Source organism: Phormidium sp. CCY1219 (assembly GCF_035615515.1).
Classification (GTDB): Bacteria; Cyanobacteriota; Cyanobacteriia; order Cyanobacteriales; family Laspinemataceae; genus CCY1219.
In genome coordinates this window covers 1-24,324 of record NZ_JAJENT010000528.1, presented here as the reverse complement: position 1 = coordinate 24,324, position 24,324 = coordinate 1, and the positions used below count along the sequence as shown (strand labels likewise).

At 50.5% G+C, this 24,324-nt stretch carries 9 protein-coding genes; 6 read left to right on the top strand and 3 right to left on the bottom strand.

Translation table 11 applies throughout. From position 1 onward, the window contains the following. The first annotated feature begins 148 nt into the window (after nt 1-148). From LKK83_RS14125 to LKK83_RS14115, 3 genes are all read left to right on the top strand, one after another. On the top strand, nt 149-2,401 hold the full coding sequence (locus LKK83_RS14125; RefSeq protein ID WP_324631817.1) for an amino acid permease: 2,253 nt from the start codon (nt 149-151) through the stop codon (nt 2,399-2,401). Nucleotides 2,402-2,716: 315 nt separating this feature from the next. Beyond that, nucleotides 2,717-8,773, top strand: a complete 6,057-nt coding sequence (locus tag LKK83_RS14120; protein WP_324631816.1) for a hybrid sensor histidine kinase/response regulator — start codon at nt 2,717-2,719, stop codon at nt 8,771-8,773. Beyond that, nucleotides 8,770-10,284, top strand: coding sequence for a hybrid sensor histidine kinase/response regulator (locus tag LKK83_RS14115; RefSeq protein WP_324631815.1), 1,515 nt, complete (start codon nt 8,770-8,772; stop codon nt 10,282-10,284). The genes LKK83_RS14120 and LKK83_RS14115 overlap by 4 nt, the downstream gene beginning before the upstream one ends. 164 nt (nt 10,285-10,448) lie before the next feature. On the opposite strand, the gene hisA is transcribed toward LKK83_RS14115, so the two are convergent. Next, the gene (gene hisA / locus LKK83_RS14110) at nt 10,449-11,222 is read right to left on the bottom strand and encodes a 1-(5-phosphoribosyl)-5-[(5-phosphoribosylamino)methylideneamino]imidazole-4-carboxamide isomerase (RefSeq protein ID WP_324631814.1); all 774 of its coding nucleotides are present in this window, start codon (nt 11,220-11,222) and stop codon (nt 10,449-10,451) included. Between the two features lie 328 nt (nt 11,223-11,550). On the opposite strand from hisA, the gene LKK83_RS14105 reads away from it, so the two are divergent. The 3 genes from LKK83_RS14105 (at nt 11,551) to LKK83_RS14095 (ending at nt 21,268) form a co-directional block, all read left to right on the top strand. After that, nucleotides 11,551-13,011 (top strand): GH25 family lysozyme, encoded by a 1,461-nt coding sequence (locus tag LKK83_RS14105; protein WP_324631813.1) that lies wholly within the window; start codon nt 11,551-11,553, stop codon nt 13,009-13,011. Between the two features lie 450 nt (nt 13,012-13,461). Then, nucleotides 13,462-20,007 (top strand): PAS domain S-box protein, encoded by a 6,546-nt coding sequence (locus LKK83_RS14100; protein WP_324631812.1) that lies wholly within the window; start codon nt 13,462-13,464, stop codon nt 20,005-20,007. Beyond that, on the top strand, nt 20,000-21,268 hold the full coding sequence (locus tag LKK83_RS14095) for an ATP-binding protein (protein WP_324631811.1): 1,269 nt from the start codon (nt 20,000-20,002) through the stop codon (nt 21,266-21,268). Before LKK83_RS14100 ends, LKK83_RS14095 begins: the two co-directional genes overlap by 8 nt. A 64-nt stretch (nt 21,269-21,332) precedes the next feature. Here the strand turns inward: LKK83_RS14095 and LKK83_RS14090 are convergent, their stop codons facing one another. Together LKK83_RS14090 and LKK83_RS14085 are read right to left on the bottom strand one after the other, a co-directional pair. After that, on the bottom strand, nt 21,333-22,091 hold the full coding sequence (locus tag LKK83_RS14090; protein ID WP_324631810.1) for a peptidylprolyl isomerase: 759 nt from the start codon (nt 22,089-22,091) through the stop codon (nt 21,333-21,335). A gap of 115 nt (nt 22,092-22,206) precedes the next feature. Continuing rightward, nucleotides 22,207-23,952 (bottom strand): ABC transporter ATP-binding protein, encoded by a 1,746-nt coding sequence (locus tag LKK83_RS14085; protein ID WP_324631809.1) that lies wholly within the window; start codon nt 23,950-23,952, stop codon nt 22,207-22,209. Between the last annotated feature and the right edge of the window lie 372 nt (nt 23,953-24,324).

The following is a 24,324-nucleotide window of genomic DNA, read 5'->3' as shown; positions in this document are numbered from 1 at the left end:
AACAGTAAGACTCCTCCGATTCGGGAAATGGAGGGGCATCGAACCCCTCCATTTCCCCTGGCTCTCATCCCGACGCTTACCAAGCACGGGTAGAGCGCGGGGCTTCCCGCCGAGAAGCTAAATTGTCCTCATAATTTTATCAGCCTTTATGCCACGCTTTTCCTTGTTTCGCCGTAACTCGTCGAATCCCGTGAATCCGCCCAACAATAGCGGTAGCGGTCTGGGTACCTTTGGCGGGGTTTATACCCCCTCCATCCTGACCATTCTCGGCGTCATCATGTACCTGAGATTCGGGTGGGTGGTGGGGAACGTCGGGTTACTGGGCACCTTGATTATCGTCACCCTGGCTACCTCGATTACCTTTTTAACCTCCTTGTCAGTGGCGGCGATTTCCACCGATCGCGTTGTGCGCACTGGCGGCGCTTACTACATGATCAGCCGTTCCCTCGGCATCGAAACCGGGGGTGCAGTGGGCATTCCCCTCTACTTTGCCCAAGCCATTTCCGTGGCGCTTTACACCATTGGTTTTGCCGAGAGCATCGTGGAAGCCTTTCCCGAAATCAAAGCCCTGCAAAGAATAATTGCCCTGGTGACCACCATTGCGGTGACGATTTTAGCCCTGAAATCCGCCAAAACCGCGATTCGCGCTCAATACTTCATCATGGCAGCGATCGCCTTATCCCTAGTCTCCTTGCTCTTCGGACAGCCCCTGGAAAACACAGTTATCGAGATGTGGGGAGCCAAACCGCAATATTCCGAATCCTTCTGGGTGGTCTTCGCCGTCTTCTTTCCCGCCGTCACCGGCATCATGGCGGGGGTGAGCATGTCCGGGGACTTGCGCGATCCGGCCAAATCCATTCCCGTGGGCACCCTCGCCGCCGTAGGGACCGGGTACCTGGTGTATATGGGGCTTCCCATCCTGCTGGCGATGCGTGCCGATGCGCGCACCTTAATCGACAATCCCCTGATCATGCAGGACATGGCACTGTGGGGGCCGGCGATTTTGCTGGGGGTGTGGGGAGCCACCCTTTCCAGTGCCCTAGGCAGTATTTTAGGTGCCCCGCGCGTGTTGCAGGCCCTCGCCCGCGACGGCGTGTTGCCCCGATGGATGAAGATATTGGGGGCGGGACGCGGACCGGATGACGAACCGTTTATTGCCACCTGCGTCACCCTGGGGGTAGCAGTGGCAGCGGTAGTTCTGGGGGATTTGAATATTATTGCCCCGGTGCTGACCATGTTTTTCTTGACCACCTATTTGGTGTTAAATGTGGCGGCGGGGATTGAAGGATTTTTGCAAAGTCCGTCATTTCGTCCCGCCTTTCGGGTTAACTGGATTTTTTCCTTGTTGGGGGCGATCGGTTGCATTGCGGTGATGCTGTTAATCAACCCGATCGCCACCGTCGTGGCGGCATTTATCGTCTTAGGGGTTTACCTGTGGTTGGAACGGCGCGAACTGGAAACCGCCTGGGGGGATGTGCGCCGAGGCATGTGGATGGAAGTGGTTCGCACCGGGATTTTTAACCTGAGCAACGAACCGGATACGAAAAACTGGCGACCCCATATGCTGGTGCTTTCCGGTGCCCCCACCCGACGATGGATTTTAATCGAACTTGCCACGGCGTTTACCCACAACCGGGGGTTGATTACCGTCTCGAGCGTGCTACCTAGCGGGACGCGGGATGCGGCGCAGCAAGCGAAATTGGAAGCGACGATTCGGGATTATTTGGAGCGGCGCGGGGTGCAAGCGTTGGTGCGGTTAGTTGCGGCTCCGGATCCGTTTGAAGGGGCAGAACGGTTGGTGGAAACCTATGGGTTGGGACCGTTGGTGCCGAATACGATTTTGATGGGGGATAGCGAAGAACCCACCCGGCGCGATCGCTATTGTCAAACCATTGCGAGGCTGCATTATGCCAAGCGCAATGTGATTCTGTTGCGCGAAAATGCCGATCGCGGGTTCGGAAACCGTCGCCGCATCGATGTGTGGTGGGGCGGGTTGCAAGCCAATGGCGGTTTGATGTTAATTTTGGCCTATCTGGTGCGAACCAGCAGCCAATGGCGCAATGCTCAAGTGCATCTGAAGCTGGTAGTGTCCGACGAAACCGCCGCCGAAGCTGCTAGAGCGAATCTGGATTCGTTAGTTAAAGAGCTTCGCATTGGGGCGATCGCGCAAGTGCTGGTTTCCGACGGACAGCCGTTTGAGGATATCCTGCGATCCTCTTCTGAAAATGCCGATCTGGTGTTTTTGGGAATGGCAACTCCCCGGGAAAACTACACCCGCTACTACGAAAGCTTACAGGCACGGGCTGCCGGTTTGCCGACGACCTTGTTCGTCCTCGCCGCACCGGACTTTGCCTTTGAAGAAGTTTTAACCGATACCGCCCAATCAACCCACCGGGAATAGCAGACCCATTGCCGCGAATTCATTGCATCAATTGCATGAATTCACGGCAATTTTTAGGTCGTTTTGCGATGGTCTCGCAACCGATGCGATCGCGAGGCAACCAGTCAATGTTTAAAGAAATGTTAAAGATTTAGGGCGTTTCTGTAGCGATCGCGACGGCGAGGGTGTAGCGTCCCTTATAATCATAATCAAGACAGTTTCCCACTGTCGGCTGGTTCTAAAATCGAGCCAAAAACTCGCTGACCCGAAACAATATCGCTCCTGTTGGGGTTGAGAAACAAATCCTCTAATTTTTTATCGCAGAGAATAAAACCGATGATAGCGCTGCCTGGATATCAAATTATCGCCGAAATTCACCGAGGTCTGTCCACCGTCATTTACCGAGGTTTACGAGAGCGCGACAATCGGGCCGTGATTCTGAAAACCCATCAGCAAGAATATCCAACCCTAGAAGAAATTACCCGACTCCGACAGGAATATCAAATCGCCCAACAGTTGAGCGATGTCGAAGAAATCGTGCGCCATTACAGCCTAGATCCTCATCAAAACGGGCTGGTTTTAATTCAGGAAGACTTTGGCGGCATTTCCCTAGAAGAATATCTCCAGCAAAAGCGCCTTTCTGTGGCAGAATTTCTCGCCATTGCCATGCAGCTTGCCACAGCGATCGGCCATCTGCATCGCCATTCTATCGTTCATAAAGATATCAAACCGCAGAATATTATTATCAATCCCGATACCCAAAAAGTCAAGCTCACTGACTTTAGCATTGCTTCGCGTTTGAGTCGAGAAACCGCGACCCCGATGCATCCGCAAGAACTGATGGGCACCTTGGCTTATATGTCCCCGGAACAAACGGGAAGAATGAATCGCAGCGTAGACTATCGCAGCGACTTTTATTCCTTGGGCGTTACTTTTTATCAAATGCTCGTCGGACAGTTACCGTTTCAAAGCCAAGACCCGCTAGAATTGGTGCATCATCATATTGCCAAAACCCCGATCGCGCCGCAGGATATCGATGCAGAAATTCCCCCAGCGTTATCGGCGATCGCCCTCAAACTGCTTGCCAAAACCGCTGAAGAACGCTATCAAAGTGCCGAAGGTTTGAAATCCGACCTGCAAACCTGTTGGATGGCGCAACAAACTGGGGGCAATCTTGCTGAATTTATCCCGGGGCGCGCCGACAAAGCCGGTCAACTGCTGATTCCGCAAAAACTGTACGGGCGCGAGGCGCAAGTTGCCCAGCTTTTAGCCACCTTCGATCGCGTCGCCGCTGGTACTACAGAAATGATGTTGGTTTCCGGGTATTCCGGTACCGGAAAATCGGTGTTAGTCCATGAAGTTCACAAACCCATCGTCCGCCAAAAAGGGTATTTTATTGCCGGGAAATTCGACCAGTACAAGCGCAATATTCCCTATGCTTCTTTAGTGCAAGCTTTCCAGTCGTTAATCTTGCAACTGCTCACCGAAAGCGAAGCGCAGATTCAAACCTGGAAAGACAAACTCTTAGCTGCTTTAGGGGCGAATGCTCGAGTGATTATCGACGTGATTCCCGAAGTGGAACTGATTGTGGGGAAACAACCGCCGATGGCGCAATTAGGGCCGGCAGAATCGCAAAACCGATTTAATCGAGTGTTTCAACAATTTATCGGCATTTTTACCGCTGCAGAACATCCCCTGGTGATTTTTCTCGATGACCTGCAATGGGCGGATTCGGCGTCATTAAAACTCATCGAACTGTTAATGACCGATCGCGATCGCCAATATCTGCTCTTCATTGGAGCTTATCGCGATAACGAAGTTTCTCCCACCCATCGCACCATTCAAACCCTGGACAAAATCCAATCCGCCGGGGCGACAGTGAATCGGATCGTCCTCGAACCTTTAAAACCGATTCACGTGCGAGAATTGGTGGCCGATACTTTATCCCACACCGCCAACACCAACCCCCTCGCCGAACTGCTTTTTAACAAAACCCAAGGCAATCCGTTTTTCTTAACCCAATTACTCAAAACTCTCTATACCGAAAACTTATTAGTATATGATTTCTCTTCAGACATCTGGAATTGGGATATTGCCGAAATTCAAGCCGTGGGCATCACCGATTATAATGTGGTGGAACTGATTGCCAAAAACATCGGCTACCTACCCGGGGCAACGCAAAAGGTGTTGAAATTTGCCGCCTGTATCGGAAATCAATTTAACTTAGACATGCTGGCGATCGTGCATCAAAAATCTCCCACCGACACCGCTGTAGACCTGTGGGCTGCACTGCAAGCAGGACTGGTTTTACCCCTGAATAAAAACTACAAAATTCCCTTGATTTTAGGCTGGGAACGGCAGTCAAAATGGGAACGGCAGTCAAAAATTGCCTTAAATGAAGTAAAAGTTAAGTACAAATTTTTGCACGATCGCGTCCAGCAAGCCGCCTACTCGTTGATTCCCGAAGCCGAGAAAAAAGAAACTCACCTGCAAATCGGTCAATTGCTGCTGAGAAATACCACCGCGGCAGAACGGGAAGAGAATATTTTTGGGTTAATCGACCAACTGAATTACGGCACCGATTTGCTCAGCAGCGAAGCGGAAAAAATCGAACTGGCGCAACTGAATTTGATGGCGGGGAAAAAAGCAAAAACTGCCACCGCCTATGAATCCGCCGTTAAATACTTGAGCGTGGGTTTGGGACTGTTGAGTGCCAATAGCTGGGAAACCGATTACGAGCTGACGCTGAATTTGCATGTGGAAGCGATCGAAGCGGAATATCTCAACACCAACTTCGAGCGTGCCGGCAAGCTGATAGAAATTGCCAAATCGCAAGCCAAAACCCTACTCGATCGCCTGCGAGTAGACGAGCTAACCATTCAATTTTACATTTCCCGAAACCAGACGAAAACATTAGCCGTGGATCTGGCACTGGAGGTACTGGAACGACTGGGGGTACCCCAGGAAAAAGACCCCCCGCAAGTGGAAAATATTGCCGGATTAACGAACAATCCGGAGATGACCGATCCTTATGCCTTGGCGGCGGTGCGAATTTTAATTACCGTCAGTTCGGCGATTTATGTCACCGCCCCCGAGATGTTTCCCATGGTAACATTTACTGTGGTCAAGCGCTGTATTGAGGGGGGAAATTCTGCATCGGCGGCTTATGTTTATTCGATGTACGCAATGGTGTGTGCGGCACTAAACAAACTCGAAGCGGCATATCAATTTGGGAAGTTGGCACTGCGTCTGAACGATCGCTACGAAGCGCGAGAATTTGAATGCAAAACCGTCATGGTGGTGAATGCCTGTGCCCGCCATTGGAAAGAACCCCTGCGCGCCACCCTCGAACCCTTGCGAGAAGCGATTCAATCGGGATTGGAAACCGGCGACTTGGAATATGCCTGTTATTCGGCAATGTACCATTGCACCTACAGCTTATTTAGTGGCGAGCATTTAGAAGCGGTCGATCGCAAATGTGAAAGCTATCTAGGATTAATGCAAAAGCTCAAACAAGATGCTTGCATGTATTATACCCAAATTTGGCATCAGCTTGCCTTGAATTTGCAGGGAAAAAGCGAAGCAACCACCCGCTTGATGGGAAGCAGTTTTAACGAAACCGAAATGCTGCCGGTGCTGCAGGAATCGAAAAACGTATTTTCCTTATTTTGCGCCTATTGTGCCAAGTCGGTGCTGAACTATCAGTTTAAAGACTTTGCGGCGGCGGTGGAAAATGCAGAAGCGGCGGCAGAATATGCGGGAAGCGTGATTTCTTTGATGATGGTTCCGGAGCATAATTTTTATTATTCCTTGGCGTTGCTAGCACAGTGCGATCGCGTGGATTTTGCATCCCGCACCGACTACTTAAAGCGGGTGGAAGCCAATCAAAAAGAAATGAAAAATTGGGCGATTCATGCCCCGGAAAATTTCCAGCACAAGTTCGATTTAGTGGCGGCGGAAAAAGCGCGGGTACTGGGCGATCGCGAATCGGCAATGGATGGGTACGAGCGCGCCATTCAAGGGGCGCGCCAACAAGAATACTTCCAAGGAGAAGCCTTGGGTAACGAACTCGCTGGGGAATTTTATCTGAGTTTGGGTCGAGAAAAAGTGGCGAAAACTTATCTCACCGATGCCTATTATGGGTATATCCGCTGGGGGGCAAAAGCGAAAGCGGAGGATTTACAACAACGCTACCCGGAAGCGATCGCGCGGATGCCAGAAATTGCCTCTTTTCCGGGGATGGATATCACCCGCACGATTTCCGCCACAACCACCACCGGCAAACCCACAGAATTACTTGATTTTGCCACAGTGCTAAAAGCCACTCAAGCGATTACCCGGGAAATCCAACTAGACAGCTTGCTGCAGGAATTAATGAAAATCATGCTGGAAAATGCCGGGGCAGAAACGGGATTTCTGCTGTCTGTGAAAAACGGCATTTTTGCCATCGAAGCCAAAGCTAACGCTAGTGACGTGAAAACCGGCGACTTTGCCACCGAGATGGCGATCGCCACCCAGTTACCCCTGTCGGTGCTTAATTATGTGGCCCGCACCCAACAAGATGTGGTGTTAAATAATGCGACCGAGGCGGAGATTTTCCAAGGGGATGCTTACATTATTCAACAGCAGCCAAAATCGATTCTCTGCGCTCCCTTGCTGTTTCAAGGGCAACTTAGCGCTCTCCTTTATCTGGAGAATAATTTAACCGCCCATGCATTTACCGAAGAGCGATTGGCAATCGTGCGCGTGCTATTGGGACAAGCGGCGATCGCCTTAGAAAATGCCCGTCTCTATCAACAACTGGAAGACTACAGCCACAGGTTAGAAATCAAAGTTGAAGAACGCACCCAAGAATTAAAGCAAAAAAATATCGCCCTGGAACGCGAAATAACAGAGCGACAGCGCGCTGAAGCCGCCGCCGAAGCCGCCAGTCGCGCCAAAAGTGAATTTCTCGCCAACATGAGCCACGAATTTCGTACCCCTTTAAATGGCATTTTAGGCTATACGCAAATTCTGACGCGAGACCGCACCCTCAATCGCCAGCAACACAATGGCATCGACATCATTCAACAGTGTGGCGAACACCTGCTGACTTTAATTAATGACATTTTAGACTTGTCTAAAATTGAAGCAGGAAAAATGGAACTGCACCCGATTGAGTTTCAGTTTTCCGACTTTATGGAGGGAATTGCCGAAATCATCCGCATCCGGGCGGAACAAAAAGGCATTTCTCTGATTTACGAATCTCTGACGCCGCTACCCACAGCGATTTTTGCCGATCGCAAAAAGTTGCGGCAAATTTTAATTAACTTACTGGGAAATGCGGTTAAATTTACCGAACGAGGGGGGGTGACGTTAAAAGTGGGTGAGGTGACGGAACCCGACGGAGGAGGCGATCGCAACTCCGGGCGATCGATTCCCGATTCTCTGCCAAATGGCTACCGTCGCCTTCGCTTCCAAATTGAAGACACGGGCATCGGCATGTCATCGGCGCAATTGTCCCACATCTTTGTGCCGTTCGAGCAAGTAGGAGATCGGGCGCATCAAATTGAAGGCACCGGCTTGGGATTGGCGATTAGCCGACAATTAGTGGAAATGATGGGGGGAGAATTACAGGTAGAAAGCGAACTGGAGAAAGGAAGTCGTTTTTACTTCGAGCTAACCGTGAAGGAAGTGGATTTTGTGTCGGAAACGAAGCGGCGATCGGAGCGACCAGTTCGCGGTTTTTTAGGCGCGCCTCGCCAACTGCTGGTGGTGGATGACAAGTGGGAAAATCGCTCGGTTTTGGCGAATTTATTGTCACCTCTCGGATTTGAAATTCTGGAAGCCAGTAACGGACAAGAATGCCTCGATCGCCTCTTTGAATCGAAGCCCGATTGCATTTTGCTGGACTTGGTAATGCCAGTGATGGATGGGTTTGAAGTCATTCGCCGGATTCGCAATTCCCAGGAACTAAACGATGTGGCGATCGTTGCCACTTCAGCCAGCGTCTTCGAGCGCGATCGCCAGTCTGGTTTCGCGGCGGGATGCGACGCTTTTCTTCCCAAACCAATTCGCGCCGATGAGCTGTTAGAATGCCTCCAAATTCAGTTAGGATTAGAATGGATATATGAGGTTGCCGAGGAAACCGTCGGCGATCGCATCGTTCCACCATCCTCCCCCGAACCCGCCAAGCCACAAGAACTTATGCCTCCGCCGGCAGAAGAAATTGCCATTTTATTTGACTTAGCGATGATGGGGGATATCCAAGGCATTCAGGACCGAGCGGAGTATCTAAATCAGTTAGATGCGAAATACGCTCCGTTTGCCAACCAGTTAAGTGAATTAGCCACCGAACTGGAAGAAGAAAAGATTTTAGAATTGGTTCAAAAATACCGGGAAGCGAATACATGAGTATCCAAAACTTAGAACAAGATACCATCTTAATTGTGGATGACAATCCCACCAACTTAAAGGTGTTGTTTGATTTCTTAAGCAACGGTGGATTTAAGGTGTTGGTGGCGCGCAACGGGCAAAGTGCCATTCAGAAAGTGGAATATTCTGCGCCGGATTTGATATTGCTCGATGTGCTGATGCCGGAAATGGATGGGTTTGAAACCTGCAAGCAGTTAAAAGCCTCCGCAATTGGTGCAGACATTCCGGTGATTTTTATGACGGCGCTCGCCGATACAGAAGATAAGGTCAAAGGGTTTAATTTAGGGGCGGTGGATTATATCACCAAACCGATTCAGCACGAAGAGGTTTTGTGCCGGGTAAAAACTCATTTGAAACTGTGCAATTTGACCAAGCAATTGCAAGGGCAAAATCAGGTGTTGCACCGGGAAGTGATGCAGCGGGAAAAAGCCCAAGCTCAATTGCAACAGCTCACTGAGGAGTTAGAGCGGCGAGTGGAACAGCGCACCGCCGAATTGTCGGAAGCGAATGAGTGTTTGAAACGGGAAATCAAAGAGCGAGAAGTCGCGCAGGCGGCGTTGGAGCGATCGCTGCACGAACTGCAACTCGCCCAAACCCAAGTGGTTCAAACTGAAAAAATGTCTGCATTAGGACAAATGGTGGCTGGCGTCGCCCATGAAATCAATAATCCGGTGAACTTCATTTACGGGAATCTCTCCCACGTGCGCGAGTATAGTGAGGATTTGCTAGAGATGCTCAATCTCTATCAAGTACAATATCCAGAACCGACGCCGCCCATTGTGGAAGAAGCGGAGGAAATCGATATAGAATTTCTCAAGGAAGATTTGCCGAAAATGCTCGATTCGATGCAAATGGGAGCCGATCGCATCCGGGATATCGTGCGATCGCTGCGTCACTTCTCGCGCGGCGATGGGTTGGAAATGAAACCGATTAACCTGCACGAAGGCATCGACAGCACCTTGTTTATTTTACACCACCGACTGAAATGCACCTCGAATCGCCCCGCCATTCAAGTGCAACGGGAGTATGACCATCGCTTGCCCGAAGTGGACTGTTTTGGTGGAGAAATCAATCAGGTGTTTATGAATATTTTAGCTAATGCGATCGACGCAATGGAAGAAGACAATTTGCGCCGAAGTGCAGAAGAAATTAAGGCCAATCCCAATCGAATCTCCATTCGCACCGAACTGCTCAATGATAACCAAGTGGCGATTGTAATTGCAGACAATGGTCCGGGAATTATTGAAGAAGTTCGCGAGCGTTTGTTTGACCCTTTCTTTACCACCAAACCTCCCGGAAAAGGCACCGGCATTGGGTTATCGATTAGCTGGCAAGTAGTGGTGGAAAAACATCGCGGCAACTTGCAATGTCATTCTACGCCGGGAAAAGGCACCGAGTTTATCATCGAACTGCCAATTCGGCAAGAGTCTCCGGTATTATCGGCGATCGCGAACCATTCCTTTCAGTTTTCCTGTCATAAAACAGTGTAATCACAAAGTGATTTTTCTTTCTCATTTTTATGCCTCAATTGACTCGTGGGACTCGTTCCCAGACTCAGCCTGGGAACGTCTTATTACCACAAAAACGCAAATTTGTCAACCCCGAGGCGATAAATGGCTCGAGAAAAACCCGGAGTTAACCGAAGCCGGACCTTTCAAGCGAAAGCAGAAGAGCCGAAATCCGGGGGAATATCCTGGATTCTGCCCGGGCCCACAGCTTGCAGGGCTTCTGGGAGGGAGACATCGGCGGTATAGAGGGCGCGACCCACGATCGCCCCAGTCACTCCTTGGGGTTCGAGAGAAAGCAGACTGAGCAGATCGCTAATCGAACTGACGCCGCCGGAGGCAATAATCGGAATATCGATCGCGTCGGCGAGGTCGCGCAGTGCGGGGATATTCGGACCGGAGAGGGTACCATCGCGGTGAATGTCGGTGTAAATAATCTCCGCCGCCCCTAACTGAGCCATTTGTTGGGCCAAAACCGAGGCCAAAATTTCCGAGGTTTCCAACCACCCCCGGGTTGCCACCTTGCCATCGCGGGCATCGATGCCCACCAAAATTTGACCGGGAAATTCCTCGGCGAGTTGTTGCACCAGGTCCGGTTTTTCCACCGCGACAGTGCCGAGAATCGCCCATTGAACCCCCACAGAGAACAGATTCGCCACCGAGGCATGAGTTCGCAATCCGCCGCCCACTTCCACCGGCACCGGCACTTCTTGGGCGATCGCTTCAATAGTTTTCAGGTTGCGCGGTTCCCCCGCTTTCGCCCCATCGAGATCCACCAAATGCAACCGACTTGCCCCTTGGTCTACCCATCGTTTGGCTACCGCCACCGGGTCCTCATCAAACACTTCAGAAGCATTGTAATCTCCTTGATAAAGCCGCACGCAACGACCTTCTAATAAATCAATTGCTGGAATTACATCCATAACACCATCCCACTGATTAACAAACTCCCCGTACAACTTTAAACGATTCTGCGGACAATGGTTGATTTTCCCGGCGGTGGCGGTAGCCATCTTTCCCGATGCATCTGGTTGCGCGCCGTATAGTTGAGCTATCAGAAGCGAGGCTGGCCTTTTTTTTAGGATACAGGCATTCACCGTTGGGGCAAAATGCGACCCGCGCGGATGCCGAGGGGAACTTCCCGATAACCTGCCCCCTTCACCTGCGAGAAATCATTCCGCAGCTTTCCTGGAAGCCTCAGGGAAAAAACTCCCACTTTTAATTGTTACTCCTTCCACCAAATCTACCGCTATGTGTGCAAAAGGCATTGACGTTTCCGACTGGCAACATCCCGTAAATTGGCATTCCGTGGTCCGCGATGGGATGGGTTTTGCCTTCACCAAAGCCACTGAAGGTGCCACATTCGTTGCCGATAGCTTCCGCCTCAATTGGGATACGATGAAATCCGTGGGGTTGCATCGCGGCGCGTATCATTTCTATCGCGCCAAACGCGATCCCTATTCCCAAGCGGAAGTATTCCTCAAGACAGTGACACTCGAACCCGAGGATTTGCCCCCGGTTTTGGATATCGAATCCACCGATGGCATGAGTGCCAGTTCGATTATTGCCGATATTCGCCAGTGGCTCCAGATTGTGGAAAAAGAAACCAATCGGCGACCGATTATCTATACATATCCCAGTTTTTGGGACCGAATCGGCAATCCGAAAGAGTTCTCCGATTATCCCTTGTGGATTGCCCATTATCAGACCGATAATCCCTGGGTTCCCGGGGGGTGGGATGGATGGACTTTTTGGCAGTACACCGATCGCGGTGCGGTCAGCGGGATTGCTGGCGGGGTGGATATAAATTGGTTTAACCTGGCTCGCGAGGGACATCGGGGTTCGCACATACACTACGTGCAAAAATGCTTGCAAGCCAAAGGCTTCAATCCCGGGGCGATCGATGGCGTGTTTGGCACTTCGATGACCCAAAGCGTCAAGGCATTTCAGCAGGCGATGAACCTCCAAGTGGATGGCATTGTCGGGATTAATACCTGGACCGCGTTAATGAGTTTGACCAAACCCGCCGCGCCTCCCAAACCTGCACCGCCGCCTCCGATTTCTATCCCCACCCCGCAACCGGAACCGGAACCGACACCGAAACCGCAACCCACCCCTTCCGATTCCTCGCCACCCATTCGCTTGATTGACGTTTGCCGCTTTTATCAAGGCTTTTCCCATCAGAACCGCGCTTTGGCATGGCTGCAAGGGCAACTGTCTCACAACACCTTGGAGGAGCTGACTCGTCGCTGGCGCGATCGTTCTGTGGGGCACTCTTGGATTAAAATAGAGGATTTGTGCCAGTATTATCGCGGCTTACCGCACCAAGACCAAGCGGTGTATTGGTTGCAAGGGCAGTTGTCCGATTCCACGTTACGGGAATTTTCCCGATTGTGGCGAAAAGAGCCATCTCGCTCCGTGGCACAATCCACCAGCATTAGTTTGCTGGATGTTTGCCATTATTATCGCGGTTTGAGCAATCAAAAGCTGGCGTTGGAATGGTTGCAAATGCAAATTGCCGCGCCGACTCTGGCGGAATTCGCCCGTCAGTGGCGCAAGCAACACTCTGTGGCACAATCTACTAACATTCGTTTGGTGGATGTCTGTCAGTATTATCAAGGATTGTTGCACCAAAAACAGGCAGTGGAGTGGTTGCAAAAGCAAATCCAAGGGCCAGTCTTGGAAGATTTCACCCGGAAGTGGCGCAGTTAGCCCCAACCCACCCGTAGGGTGCGTCACCCCCGCCCACCCATGAGTGAGAACATCCACCAATCTCATGCGGGGGTGACGCACCAACCCGACCAACCCATGAGATTGGCCGGTGCGTGACGCCCGCTCCCTTCTTGGGGGGATAATCGCTACATCTAATCCGGGCGTCACGCACCCTACCGATAAATATTGTATAAAATATGCAGATTGGCTACCCGAGGATTGTATAAAACCTGCGGGTTATCCGGTTCGCCTAGGGGAGGGATGCCGCTGGGGGGGGATCCAGATGGAGCCTGGGAGGGAGTTTGAGGGGAATGAAACTCGGCTAAGAGATTGGGTAAAGAGAATTGATGAATTGGGGTCAGTCTCGAGGCGGAAGGTTATAATTGGCACAGACAAGGGTTGGCTCGATGGAAAGATGCCTTGTGTTGCCAACCAGGGAAGAGTACCACTATGCGATCGCCTTTATCTTGGCTGCCCCTAAAATTACCCCTACGACTGGTTTTGGTCGTTCCCTTTCTGCTGCTGCTGATTGCTACGGTTGCGATAACGGATTACAATTCATTTTTGGGCACCCAGAAATCCGTGCGGGAACTGACGCAGCAGTTAATGGTAGAAGTGGGCGATCGCGTGGAACTGTATTTGGACAATTACCTGGCATTGCCCCACCAGGTGAATCGCAGCCATGCCAATGCGGTGCGCTTTGGAACCCTAGACCTGCAAGATATGGATGCGGTGGAACGCTATCTCATCAAGCAAAGCTTTAACGTTGAAAACCTTCCGGATATTTTATACACCAACGAAGCGGGAAGTTTTCGGATTGCGGATTTCGTGGCGGGGAAGCGATCGCTGTGGGTGACGGATAGCCCGGACATTCGCGCTTTCCAACAGTACGAAATCACCGAAACCGGCGATCGGGGCAGATTGCTACAAGCGGGAAGCTACCCGCCGGGATGGGATATCCGAGAGCGCCCCTGGTATCGCTTAGCCCGAGAAACCCAACAAGCGAGTTGGAGCGATATTTATACCCTAGGGGATAGGTCGGATTTAACCATTAATGCCAGTTTACCGGTTTACGATCGCACCGACAACCAATTCATCGGCGCTTTTGCGGTTAATTTACACCTAACCCGTCTACAGGAGTTTCTGCAACACTTAAAAATCGGCAAATCGGGAATTGTCTTTTTAGTCGAACCCGACGGATCGTTAATTGCCAGTTCCACCGAGGAAGTCCCTTTCAAAACCATCGGCAAGGGCAATTTTCAGCGGATATTGGCCACAGAAAGCGTCAATCCGTTGGTGCGAGAAACCAGTCGGTTTCTTAATTCAAAGGGGACAGATTGGGCGGCGGTGAACAATGCAGAATTCGGGGAATTTCGCCACCAGGGACACACCTATTTTTATCAGCTTCAACCCTATAAAGACGAGTATGGGGTGAATTGGACGATCGCCACAGTGGTGCCTCGGTCTGATTTTACGAAATGGGCAGATATTTATCTGCGAAATACCCTGATATTTACGGCGATCGCAGTGCTAGTTTCCCTCGTCCTCGGAATTTGGCTGGCAAATGCGATCGCCCGTCCGATTTTTGCCCTCAGTCAAATTTCTGCCTCAATGGCGCAAGGAAATTTAAACCAGCGAGTACCCCATCATCGCTTACCCATTTTTGAAATTGCTCGCTTGGGGCGTTCCTTCAATCAAATGGCGGCACAATTGCAAGATGCCTTCGATCGCCTGCAAGCCGATTTGCGCGAATCCGAAGCCAAATACGCCACAATTTTTAGAAATTCTCCCGATCCGATTACCCTCATCACCTTAGACGAAGGACAGTGGGTTGAGGTGAATCATAGCTTTTTAGAATTCATTGGCTATCGGGAAGAAGAAATTCTCGGTCGCAGTGCAGAAGAACTCAATCTGCTGGTCAATCCCGATCGCAGACAACAGATCCTCGCCGAACTGAAAGAAACCGGGAGCGCGATCGCCCGGGAATTGCACTGGCGCACCAAATCCGGTGAAATCAAAGTTGGCTTAATCTCTTGCGAAATTATCTACATCGATAGCCAACCGTATGTGCTCACCATTGGCAAAGACATTAGCAAACTCAACCGCATAGAAGCCGCCTTGCGCGAAAGCGAAAACCGATTTCGGTTAGCCGTGAAATATGCCCCGGATGTGTTTGCTATTTACGATCGCGCTCGGCGCTTTGAATACGTGAACGAACGCGGATTGGAGAAAACCGGCTGGCCTTTAGAGCGTTTTCTAGGTCGGCGGGATGAAGAGTTATTTCCCCCAGAAGTTACCGCCGGCTACTTGCCGATTTTGCAGCGCACCGTGGAAAGCAAAACCCTGCAAGAGGGGGAATGCACCATTCAATTACCCGGTCGAGATTCCTACACGATCGCGGTCAAATACGTGCCGATGTTGGATGAAACGGGAGAAATTCAGCAAATATTGGGGATTACGTTCGATATTACCGAACGCAAGCAAATGGAAGAAGCCCTGCGGCAAAGTGAAGCGCGATTTCGAGAAATTGCCGAAACCATCGACCAATTTTTCTTTCTGCGATCGGCCACCACGGGAGAATTTATGTACGTCAGTCCAGCTTACGAAAAAATATGGGGACGACCCTGCGAGGAATTGTATCGCAATCCGACCAGTTGGCAGCAGAGCATTCATCCCAACGATCGCGAATTGGTGAAGCAATCTCTCCGGCGACAAGTTAATGTGGATTCCGTAAAAAGAGAATATCGAATTATCCGTCCCGATGGGGAAATTCGCTGGATTTTGGCACAAATTAATTCCGTGCGCGATGAAGCGGGCAACCGACTTCATATAGTAGGTTTTGCCACGGATATTAGCGATCGCAAACGAGCCGAACTCGCCCTTGAGAAACAAACCCAACGCGAACAATTACTCAACCAACTGATTCGATCCATCCAACACTCATTGGACTTGCCCACCATTTTTGCCACCGCCACCGCCGGCATTGCCGAACTGCTGGGATTCAAGCGGGGAGTGGTGGCGCAGTACCTGAGCGATCGGGGGGTTTGGAAGCATGTTGCTACCTATCGCGAATCCCTCGAATTACTGGACGAGATGGGGCAAGAAATCCCCGATGAGGGCAATCCCTTGGCGGCGCAATTAAAGCAAAATCAAGTGGTTTTCATTGAAGATACAACCTCTATTCAAGATCCAATTAACCAATGGTTAGCCAATCAGCGTCCGGGGAGTTGGTTGTTAGTCCCCCTGCAGGTGAACGGCATCGTCTGGGGATCCCTGAGTTTGTCCAATCCCACGCCACTCCCGTGCTTAAAGGAGGAAATCGAGTGGATTCGTCGCGTGGTGGAGCCATTAACCATTGCCATTCACCAGGCGAATCTCTATCAAGCCAGTCAGCAAGCCCAAGCGGCTTTGCGCGAAAGCGAACAGCGCTATCGCGGTATCGTGGAAGACCAAATCGAAACCATCGCCCGCCTGAAATTGGATGGCACTTTCACCTTCGTGAATGACGCCTACTGTCGTTATTTTGGCATTCCACGCGAAGACCTCATCGGCCATAATTATCACCCAGTTGTGTTTGAGGAAGACCGGGAAAGGGTCGATCTCCTGGTACACTCCATGAGTAAAGAAAATCCGCTGATTACTATCGAAAATCGGGTGATTGTCGGCGAGGAAATTCGCTGGACGCAGTGGGTGAATCGGCTGATTTTCGACAAGAATGGAGAGGCGATAGAACTGCAAGTGGTCGGGCGGGATATTCACGATCGCGTTTGCGCCGAACAACAGTTACACATCGCGCTCACTCGACTGCAAAACCTGGCTAGGGCAGTGCCGGGAAATATTTATTCGATGGTGCAACATCCCGATGGTTCTCTGGAATTTGAATATATCAACCGCCTCATCGAAGATATTGTGGAAACTTCGTTAGAAGAGGTGTTAAAAGATCCATACCCTCTGATTGTCGGTGGCATTCACCCGGACGATCGCCCGGGCTATTTGGCGCAGGTGGAGCGCTGCGCTCAAACCCTGGAAACCTTTAAATATGAATGGCGGATTATCACCCCTTCTGGGAAGGTGAAATGGTTGCAGGGGCACTCGCAACCCGAACCCCGAGACAATGGGGATTTTGTGTGGCATGGGATTGTATTGGATATTAGCGATCGCAAGCAAGTTGAAGCCGCCTTGCAAGAAAACGAGCGCAAATTTCGCGGCGTCTTCGATACCGTCGCCGGGGGTCTGTGTCTGGTGTCGGTGGCAGGTGGATTTTTAGACGTCAATGGCGCATTATGCGAAATGCTGGGCTATCGCAAATCGGAATTGCTGTCTATCCGCTGGCAGGATATCGTCCATCGAGAAGACCAAGCGCGGGAGTTCCAATGCTTCGAGGCTATTTATCGTCAGGAGATGGATTCCTGTCAGCTCGAACAGCGATTTGTGCGGCAAGATGGAACGATTTTGTGGGGAGTGTTGAGCGTTTCTTTAATGCGAACACCGGAGGATATGCCGCTTTATCTGATTGCCCAAATTACGGATATTAGCGATCGCTTCCACGCGGAACAAGAATTGCTCGAAACCAAAATCAAGCTTTCGGAATCCCTGCTGTTTGGGGGCATGGGATATTACGAACTGAACCTGAAACGGGAAATTTTCCAATTCACCGATGAGTGGTACGCGATTATCAACACCACCGCCCAGGCGCAGAATGGCTACCAGATGTCCCTAAAAGAGGGCATTCGCCGCTTTGAACCGCCGGAATATCGGGGCACCTTCAATCGCGAAATTCAAAAAATACTCACCCCTTCGGATTCCACGCAACTGTTTTATACCCTGACGCCTACTATCTGTGCGGAAGGAAAAATAATTTGGTTGCAGTCGCGGTTTAGACTGCTATGCGATGAAAATGAAACTCCGGAAAAATTAGTAGGAATTGCCATTGATATCACCGATCGCAAAGCAGCGGAAGATAAACTGCGCTCTAGTTTGCTGCGCGAAAAAGCGATCGCCCGCACTCTAGAAAGAATGCGCGAAACCTTGGAAATCGAAAGAATTTTCCAAACCACCACCGAGGAATTGCGCGAGATTTTAGGGTGCGATCGCGTCTCCGTTTACCAATTTCTCCCCGATTGGAGTGGCAAATTTATTGCCGAATCCGTTGCGCCAGCTTGGGTTCCCTTAGTGGGAGAAAACATTCAGCGCGTTTGGACAGATTCTTACTTACAAGAAACCAAAGGCGGGCGCTACCGCAATCGGGAAATCTTTGCGGTTAACGATATCTATAAAGCTCAGTTAACCCCCTGTCATATCGAACTCCTAGAACAGTTTCAAGCGCGCGCCTTTTGCGTCGTTCCCCTGTTCGTGGGGGAAACCCTCTGGGGACTGCTCAGTGCCTATCAAAATTGCGGTGCGCGCCAATGGAAATCTACATCAATTGACTTTTTAAATCACATTGCCATTCAGTTAGGAGTTGCCATTCAACAAGCGGAACTGTTTGCCTACATTCAGCAGCAGTCGGTGGAATTGCAACAGGCAAAAGAAGCCGCCGAAGCCGCCAACCGCGCCAAAAGTGAATTTCTGGCGAATATGAGTCACGAATTGCGGACACCGCTGAATGCGATTCTCGGCTTCGCTCAAGTGCTGGGGCGCGATACCCAACTCGCGCCGCCGCACCAGGAAAAAATTGGGATTATCAATCGCAGTGGAGAACATCTGCTCAGTTTGATTAACGATATTTTAGAAATTTCTAAAATAGAAGCGGGACGAGTGACGCTCAATCTCAGTCGTTTTGACTTTTATGCATTGTTAGATACCGTAGAATCCATGCTGGAAATCAAGGCAGAAACCAAGGGGTTGAGGTTAATTTTCGATCGCGATCCTACCCTGCCGCGTTTTATCGCTACCGATGAAGGAAAACTGCGTCAAGTCCTGACGAATTTGGTGGGCAATGCGATTAAGTTTACTGCCGAAGGCGGGGTTGGCTTGCGGGTGAGGGAATGTCCTGTGTCTGTGTGGGACAACCTGGATGAGGATGGGGTTGTTTTAGGGTTTGAAGTGGAAGATAGCGGACCGGGAATTCCTGCTGAAGATATCGAACATCTGTTCGATCCGTTCGTGCAGACTACCACCGGGAAAAAATCGGCGGAAGGCACCGGTTTGGGGTTGACGATTAGCCGCAAATTCGTGGCGATGATGGGGGGCGATATGGGGATCTCTAGCGAAGTGGGCAAGGGAACTGTGGTGAAATTTAACATTCAGGCGACTCGCGCCCGCGCTAGTGATATCGAAACCACCCTTCCCCTGCGCCGCGCGATCGCCTTAGAACCGCATCAACCCACCTATCGCATTCTGGTGGTAGACGATCGCGCCGAAAGTCGTCTGCTGCTGCGTTATGTTCTCGAACCGATAGGTTTTGAAGTGCGCGAAGCTGAAAATGGGGCAGAGTGCATCAAAGTTTGGGAAACTTGGCACCCGCATTTGATTTGGATGGATATGCGAATGCCGGTGATGAATGGGTACGATGCCACTCGCTACATCAAGTCCCACTTGCAAGGTCAGGGAACGGTGGTGATTGCCCTCACGGCTAGTGTATTTGAGGAAAATCGCAGTATAATTCTATCAGCCGGCTGCGATGATTTCGTGCGTAAACCCTGTCGGGAAGAGGTGATTTTCCAAAAAATTGCCGAACATCTCGGGGTGCGCTATCGTTATGCCGAACCTCCCTCCTCTGCGCTTGGCGATCCCAGCGATTGTCTGGAAAATTTAACTTCTGCGTCGGTTAACTCCGATTTGGCCCTGGCATCAGCTTCCCTGCAAGGAATGCCCCCGGAGTGGATCCAAGCATTGCATCAGGCAGCGATTTGTGCCGATAGTATGGCGATCGCGGATCTGCTCGATGAAATTCCCGCAGAACATGCTGGTTTGGCTAAAATCCTGACCGATTGGAGTGACAATTTCCGCTTCGATAAAATTACTACACTCGCGGAGAACTCGAGCCATGAATAAACAACAGCTTTACCCGGAAACTTCGACAATCGCCGATATTTTGTTGGTGGATGACGAACCGAATAATTTGCGGTTGCTCGCTAATATGTTAACGGAACAAGGATATAAAACTCGAGGGGTAATTAATGGACCGATGGCGTTAAAAGCTGCAACTTCTTTGCCGCCCGATTTGATTTTACTCGATATTATGATGCCGGAGATGGATGGTTATCAGGTCTGTCATTTATTGCAACAAGATTCGCGCACTTGCGAAATTCCGGTAGTTTTTGTCAGCGCGAAAGGCGAAGGCGTAGATAAAGTGAAAGCTTTTGCCGTAGGGGGAGTGGATTATATCACAAAACCCCTGCAATATGAAGAGGTATTTGCCCGCATTGAATATCATCTAAAATTATATCGCTTGCAAAAAAAACTTGAAGAACAAAATGTCCGTTTAAATGAAGAAAATTGTCAAAGACTGTTAGCCGAAAAACAACTCCAGGAAAAAAATCAGCAGTTAGAAGCGGAAATCGAGTTACGCAAAACTACAGAAGAAGCCCTGCAGCAATCGAATGCAGAACTGGCGCGGGCGAATGCGGAACTAGAAGAGTTTACCGCGATCGCTTCTCACGACTTAAAATCCCCCCTCTCTACGATTAGCGGCTACGCGCAACTGTTGCAAATCCGCTATGGTTCCCAACTGAATGGCGAGGGAAATGATTACCTGAGTAGCATTTTACGAATCTGCCACCGGATGAACGAGTTGATTGGGGATTTGCTCAGTTATTCCCGCTTAAACAAGCAGCCAGACTCGTTTAAATCCCTCGAGTGCGAGATCTTGATTCGTCAGGCGTGCGAAAATCTAGAACGCGAAATAGACTCCACTGGGGCGGCGATTCTCTACGAGAATTTACCCCAGATATTCGGCGATCGCAACGCTTTGGTACAACTGTTTCAAAACTTAATCGGGAATGGGCTAAAATATCGCAGTCAAGCTGTACCTGAAATTCGCATTACTGCCTCTGAGAAAGGCGATCGCCTGGTGTTTGCCATTCGCGATAATGGCATCGGAATCGACTCCCAATACCTCGACAAAGTGTTCCTTCCTTTCAAACGCTTCCACAAAGATAATACTCCGGGAACCGGCATGGGGTTAGCCATTTGTCGCAAAATCGTCGAAAGTCACAGCGGTTCGATTTGGGTGGAGTCGAAATGCGATCGGGGTTCTACATTTTATTTTTCTCTCCCGCAAATCGAAGCAAGTTCTCTCCAAAATGATAGTTAATTCTCCCATAATGGGGTCGTTATATTAATCCCAGATCGGGGTGGGCATTGCCCACCCTACAATATTACTCGATTTCTAATTTAACGTTTTTGTTTTGCAATTTCGATTGCCACCATTGCTCGAAAAATTGCTCTTGCAGTTGCCGTTTCAGTTGCCCTTCTAAAGTGGGAGCAATGCGCTCTTCTAAACGGAGGATGCTGTGACGCCCTTCAAATTCCACCGGACCGACTATATCCCCTGGTTGTGCGGAGGCAAGTGCGTCGCGCACTTGGGGGGGTAATTGAGAGATAGCTACAGATCCCATCATCCCATTATAGAGGCGATCGTTGGTTTGAGAATGCTCTCTGGCAACGGTGGCGAAATCGACCCCGTCTTCGGTAAGTTCTCGCTTCAGTTCTTCCGCTTTGGCGCGATCGCCGAGCACAATGCGAGAGAGTACCGCCTGCTCGAATAAGGGTTTATTCTCGTTAAAATACTGTTCCACCCGTTCCGAGGTCACTTCGTTTTTCAGTTGCTCCACTTTCAACCCCATTGCAAATTGATACCGGAATGTGGTATAATTCAACCCTTGACTTTCCAGCCATTTGTCAAAGCGATCGGGTTGCACTAATTCATTTTGCAAGCGAAAGTTGATAATCGTCTGTTCCAGGCGGGTGGAGTCTACTTCCATTTCTCCGCGTTGTTCTAGCTCTTTCTCGATAATGTGCTGGCGCAGAATTCGCATCAGGAATGGCTGCAGTTCTCCGGTAAAGCGCAGATAACCTAACGCTTGGCGCAAGGAGATGCTTTCGTCGTCAATACTGATAAACTTTTCAGGATCCATGTTGAGTGGTAATGCACAATCATTGTCGAAACACCAACAGGTATAGTAGCGCATTGCTGCCACTGTGGGGATAAACGCGCCGATTCGCGCCGATCGCCACCGCGAACCTGGGCGATTATTGCAGCATGGCTTCTAGTTTTTGCTGATTCCAGAGGTTCTGGTACAGGCCCTTTTGCTGCACCAGTTCGCTGTGGGTGCCGCTTTGGACGATGGTACCGCGATCCATGACTAAAATGCGATCGGCACTGGCGGCGGCGGACATCTGATGGGAAATAAAAATCACCGTTTTGCGTCTGGTTCCGCCAGAGAGGTTATTCAAGATATCTGTGGCGGTTTGATTGTCTACGCTGGAGAGGGCATCGTCTAAAATCAGCACCGGTGCGTCCATCAGCAGCGCCCTCCCTAAGGCCATCCGCTGGCGCTGTCCCCCGGATAGGGTAATTCCCCGTTCTCCTACCATCGTCTCGTAGTGCTGGGGAAAGTTGAGAATTTCTAGGTGGATTTGCGCTTGTTTGGCGGCGGATTCGATTTGCATGTCCTTCGCCAGGGGGTTGCCATAGCGGATGTTGTTGCGGATGGTGGTGCTAAATAAAAAGCTTTCTTGCGGAACGTAGGCAATGTTCGATCGCAAATCGGCTAATTTCACTTCGGTGATATCTTTGCCATCTAGATACAATTGACCTGGCCCAATATCCAGCAAGCGCGGAATCGCATTGGCGAGGGTGGATTTCCCTGACCCAATCGGTCCGACGATCGCTACGGTTTGACCCGGTGTAATTTCAAAGGTGACGCCATCGAGGGCGGGGGTTTTGCTTCCCGGATAGCGGTAAGTGAGCTGACGACCGCTGACGCGCCCTTTCACCGCCTCGGTGAGGGCGATCGCATCCGGTGTGTCTTTGATTTTCGGTTCTACCGCAAAAATTGACTCCACGCGATCGATGCTGACTTCGCCCCGTTGGTAGGCGGTAATCGTAAATCCCAGTAGCGCAGTGGGAAATACTAACCGTTCCACGTACAGCAGCAGGGCGACAAAATCCCCAACGCTGATTTGCCCAGTGGCGATCGCGTTGGCTCCAAATGCTAGCAGAATCAGCAAACTGAAACTGGCTAATCCCCCGAGAATGGGAAACAAAAGACTTCGGGTTTTGGCTAGTTTCAAATTCGCGTGCAAATATTGGCTGTTGAGTTGGCGAAATGCCCGTCGCTCGTTTCCTTCTTGGGCGTAGATTTTAATCAGCCCGATCCCGCTCATGTCTTCTTGGATCAGTTCGCTCACTCCCGAGAGCTCCTCTTGCACCCGCTGTTGCTGGGTGCGGAGGCGATCGCTAAACAGTTGTACTAAAATTAGCATCACGGGATACACCGCGATCGCCAAGAGGCTCAGTTTCACGTGGATTCCCAGCATCACCGGCAGGGTCAACCCATAGGCAAAAATGGTATTCACCACACTCAATACCGCAAACCCCAGTAAGCGCCGAATGTTATCTACATCCGAGGTGGCGCGGTTGATTAAGTCCCCGGCGGTATTGGTGGCAAAATAGGAGGGTTCTAGGGTCAGCAGATGTTGAAAGATGCCTTGTTTTAGGTCGAATTCTACCTGTCTGCCTACCCCAAACAGCAATATCCGCGAGAATACCCGAATCACCCACATCAGGCTGGCTAAAATCAGGATCGAGAATACGTAGTAAAGAATGCGATCGAAGCTGAAGGTGACTTGCAGTTCGTCAATCCCATTGCGGATCAGCAGGGGAATGTACACTCCCACCGCATTGACGATGAAAAGGGTAAAAATCCCCAAGGATGCTTTTTTCCAGTGGGGACGCATGTAGGTGCCGAGTTTTTGCAGTTGCGATCGAGCCATGTTTTATGGAATGTTTTTCACCCTGTTTATTGTAAATTATTGTAAATACCTCGGGGCGATCGCGTTTCCCTTCTGCAATCTGTTATCCCCATTGCCCCTTTTTTCGGAATCGCTTGACAAGGGAGATGAGCATCGGGTATAATGAGACCGTGGCGGCAGGCAGGGCTGTTAAGCAATGCATAGATTGCTTATGGGTGCTGGGTGGGTTTCAAAATTAAGCTTCATTTATCATCATATCACCTCATCCCCTTTCTGGCAAGACCGGGCCGGCGCATTTTTTTTCGGGGTTGACAAGGGATATGAGCATCGGGTATAATGAGACCGTGGCGGCAGGCAGCACGCTTAAGCAATGCATAAATTGCTTAAGCGTGC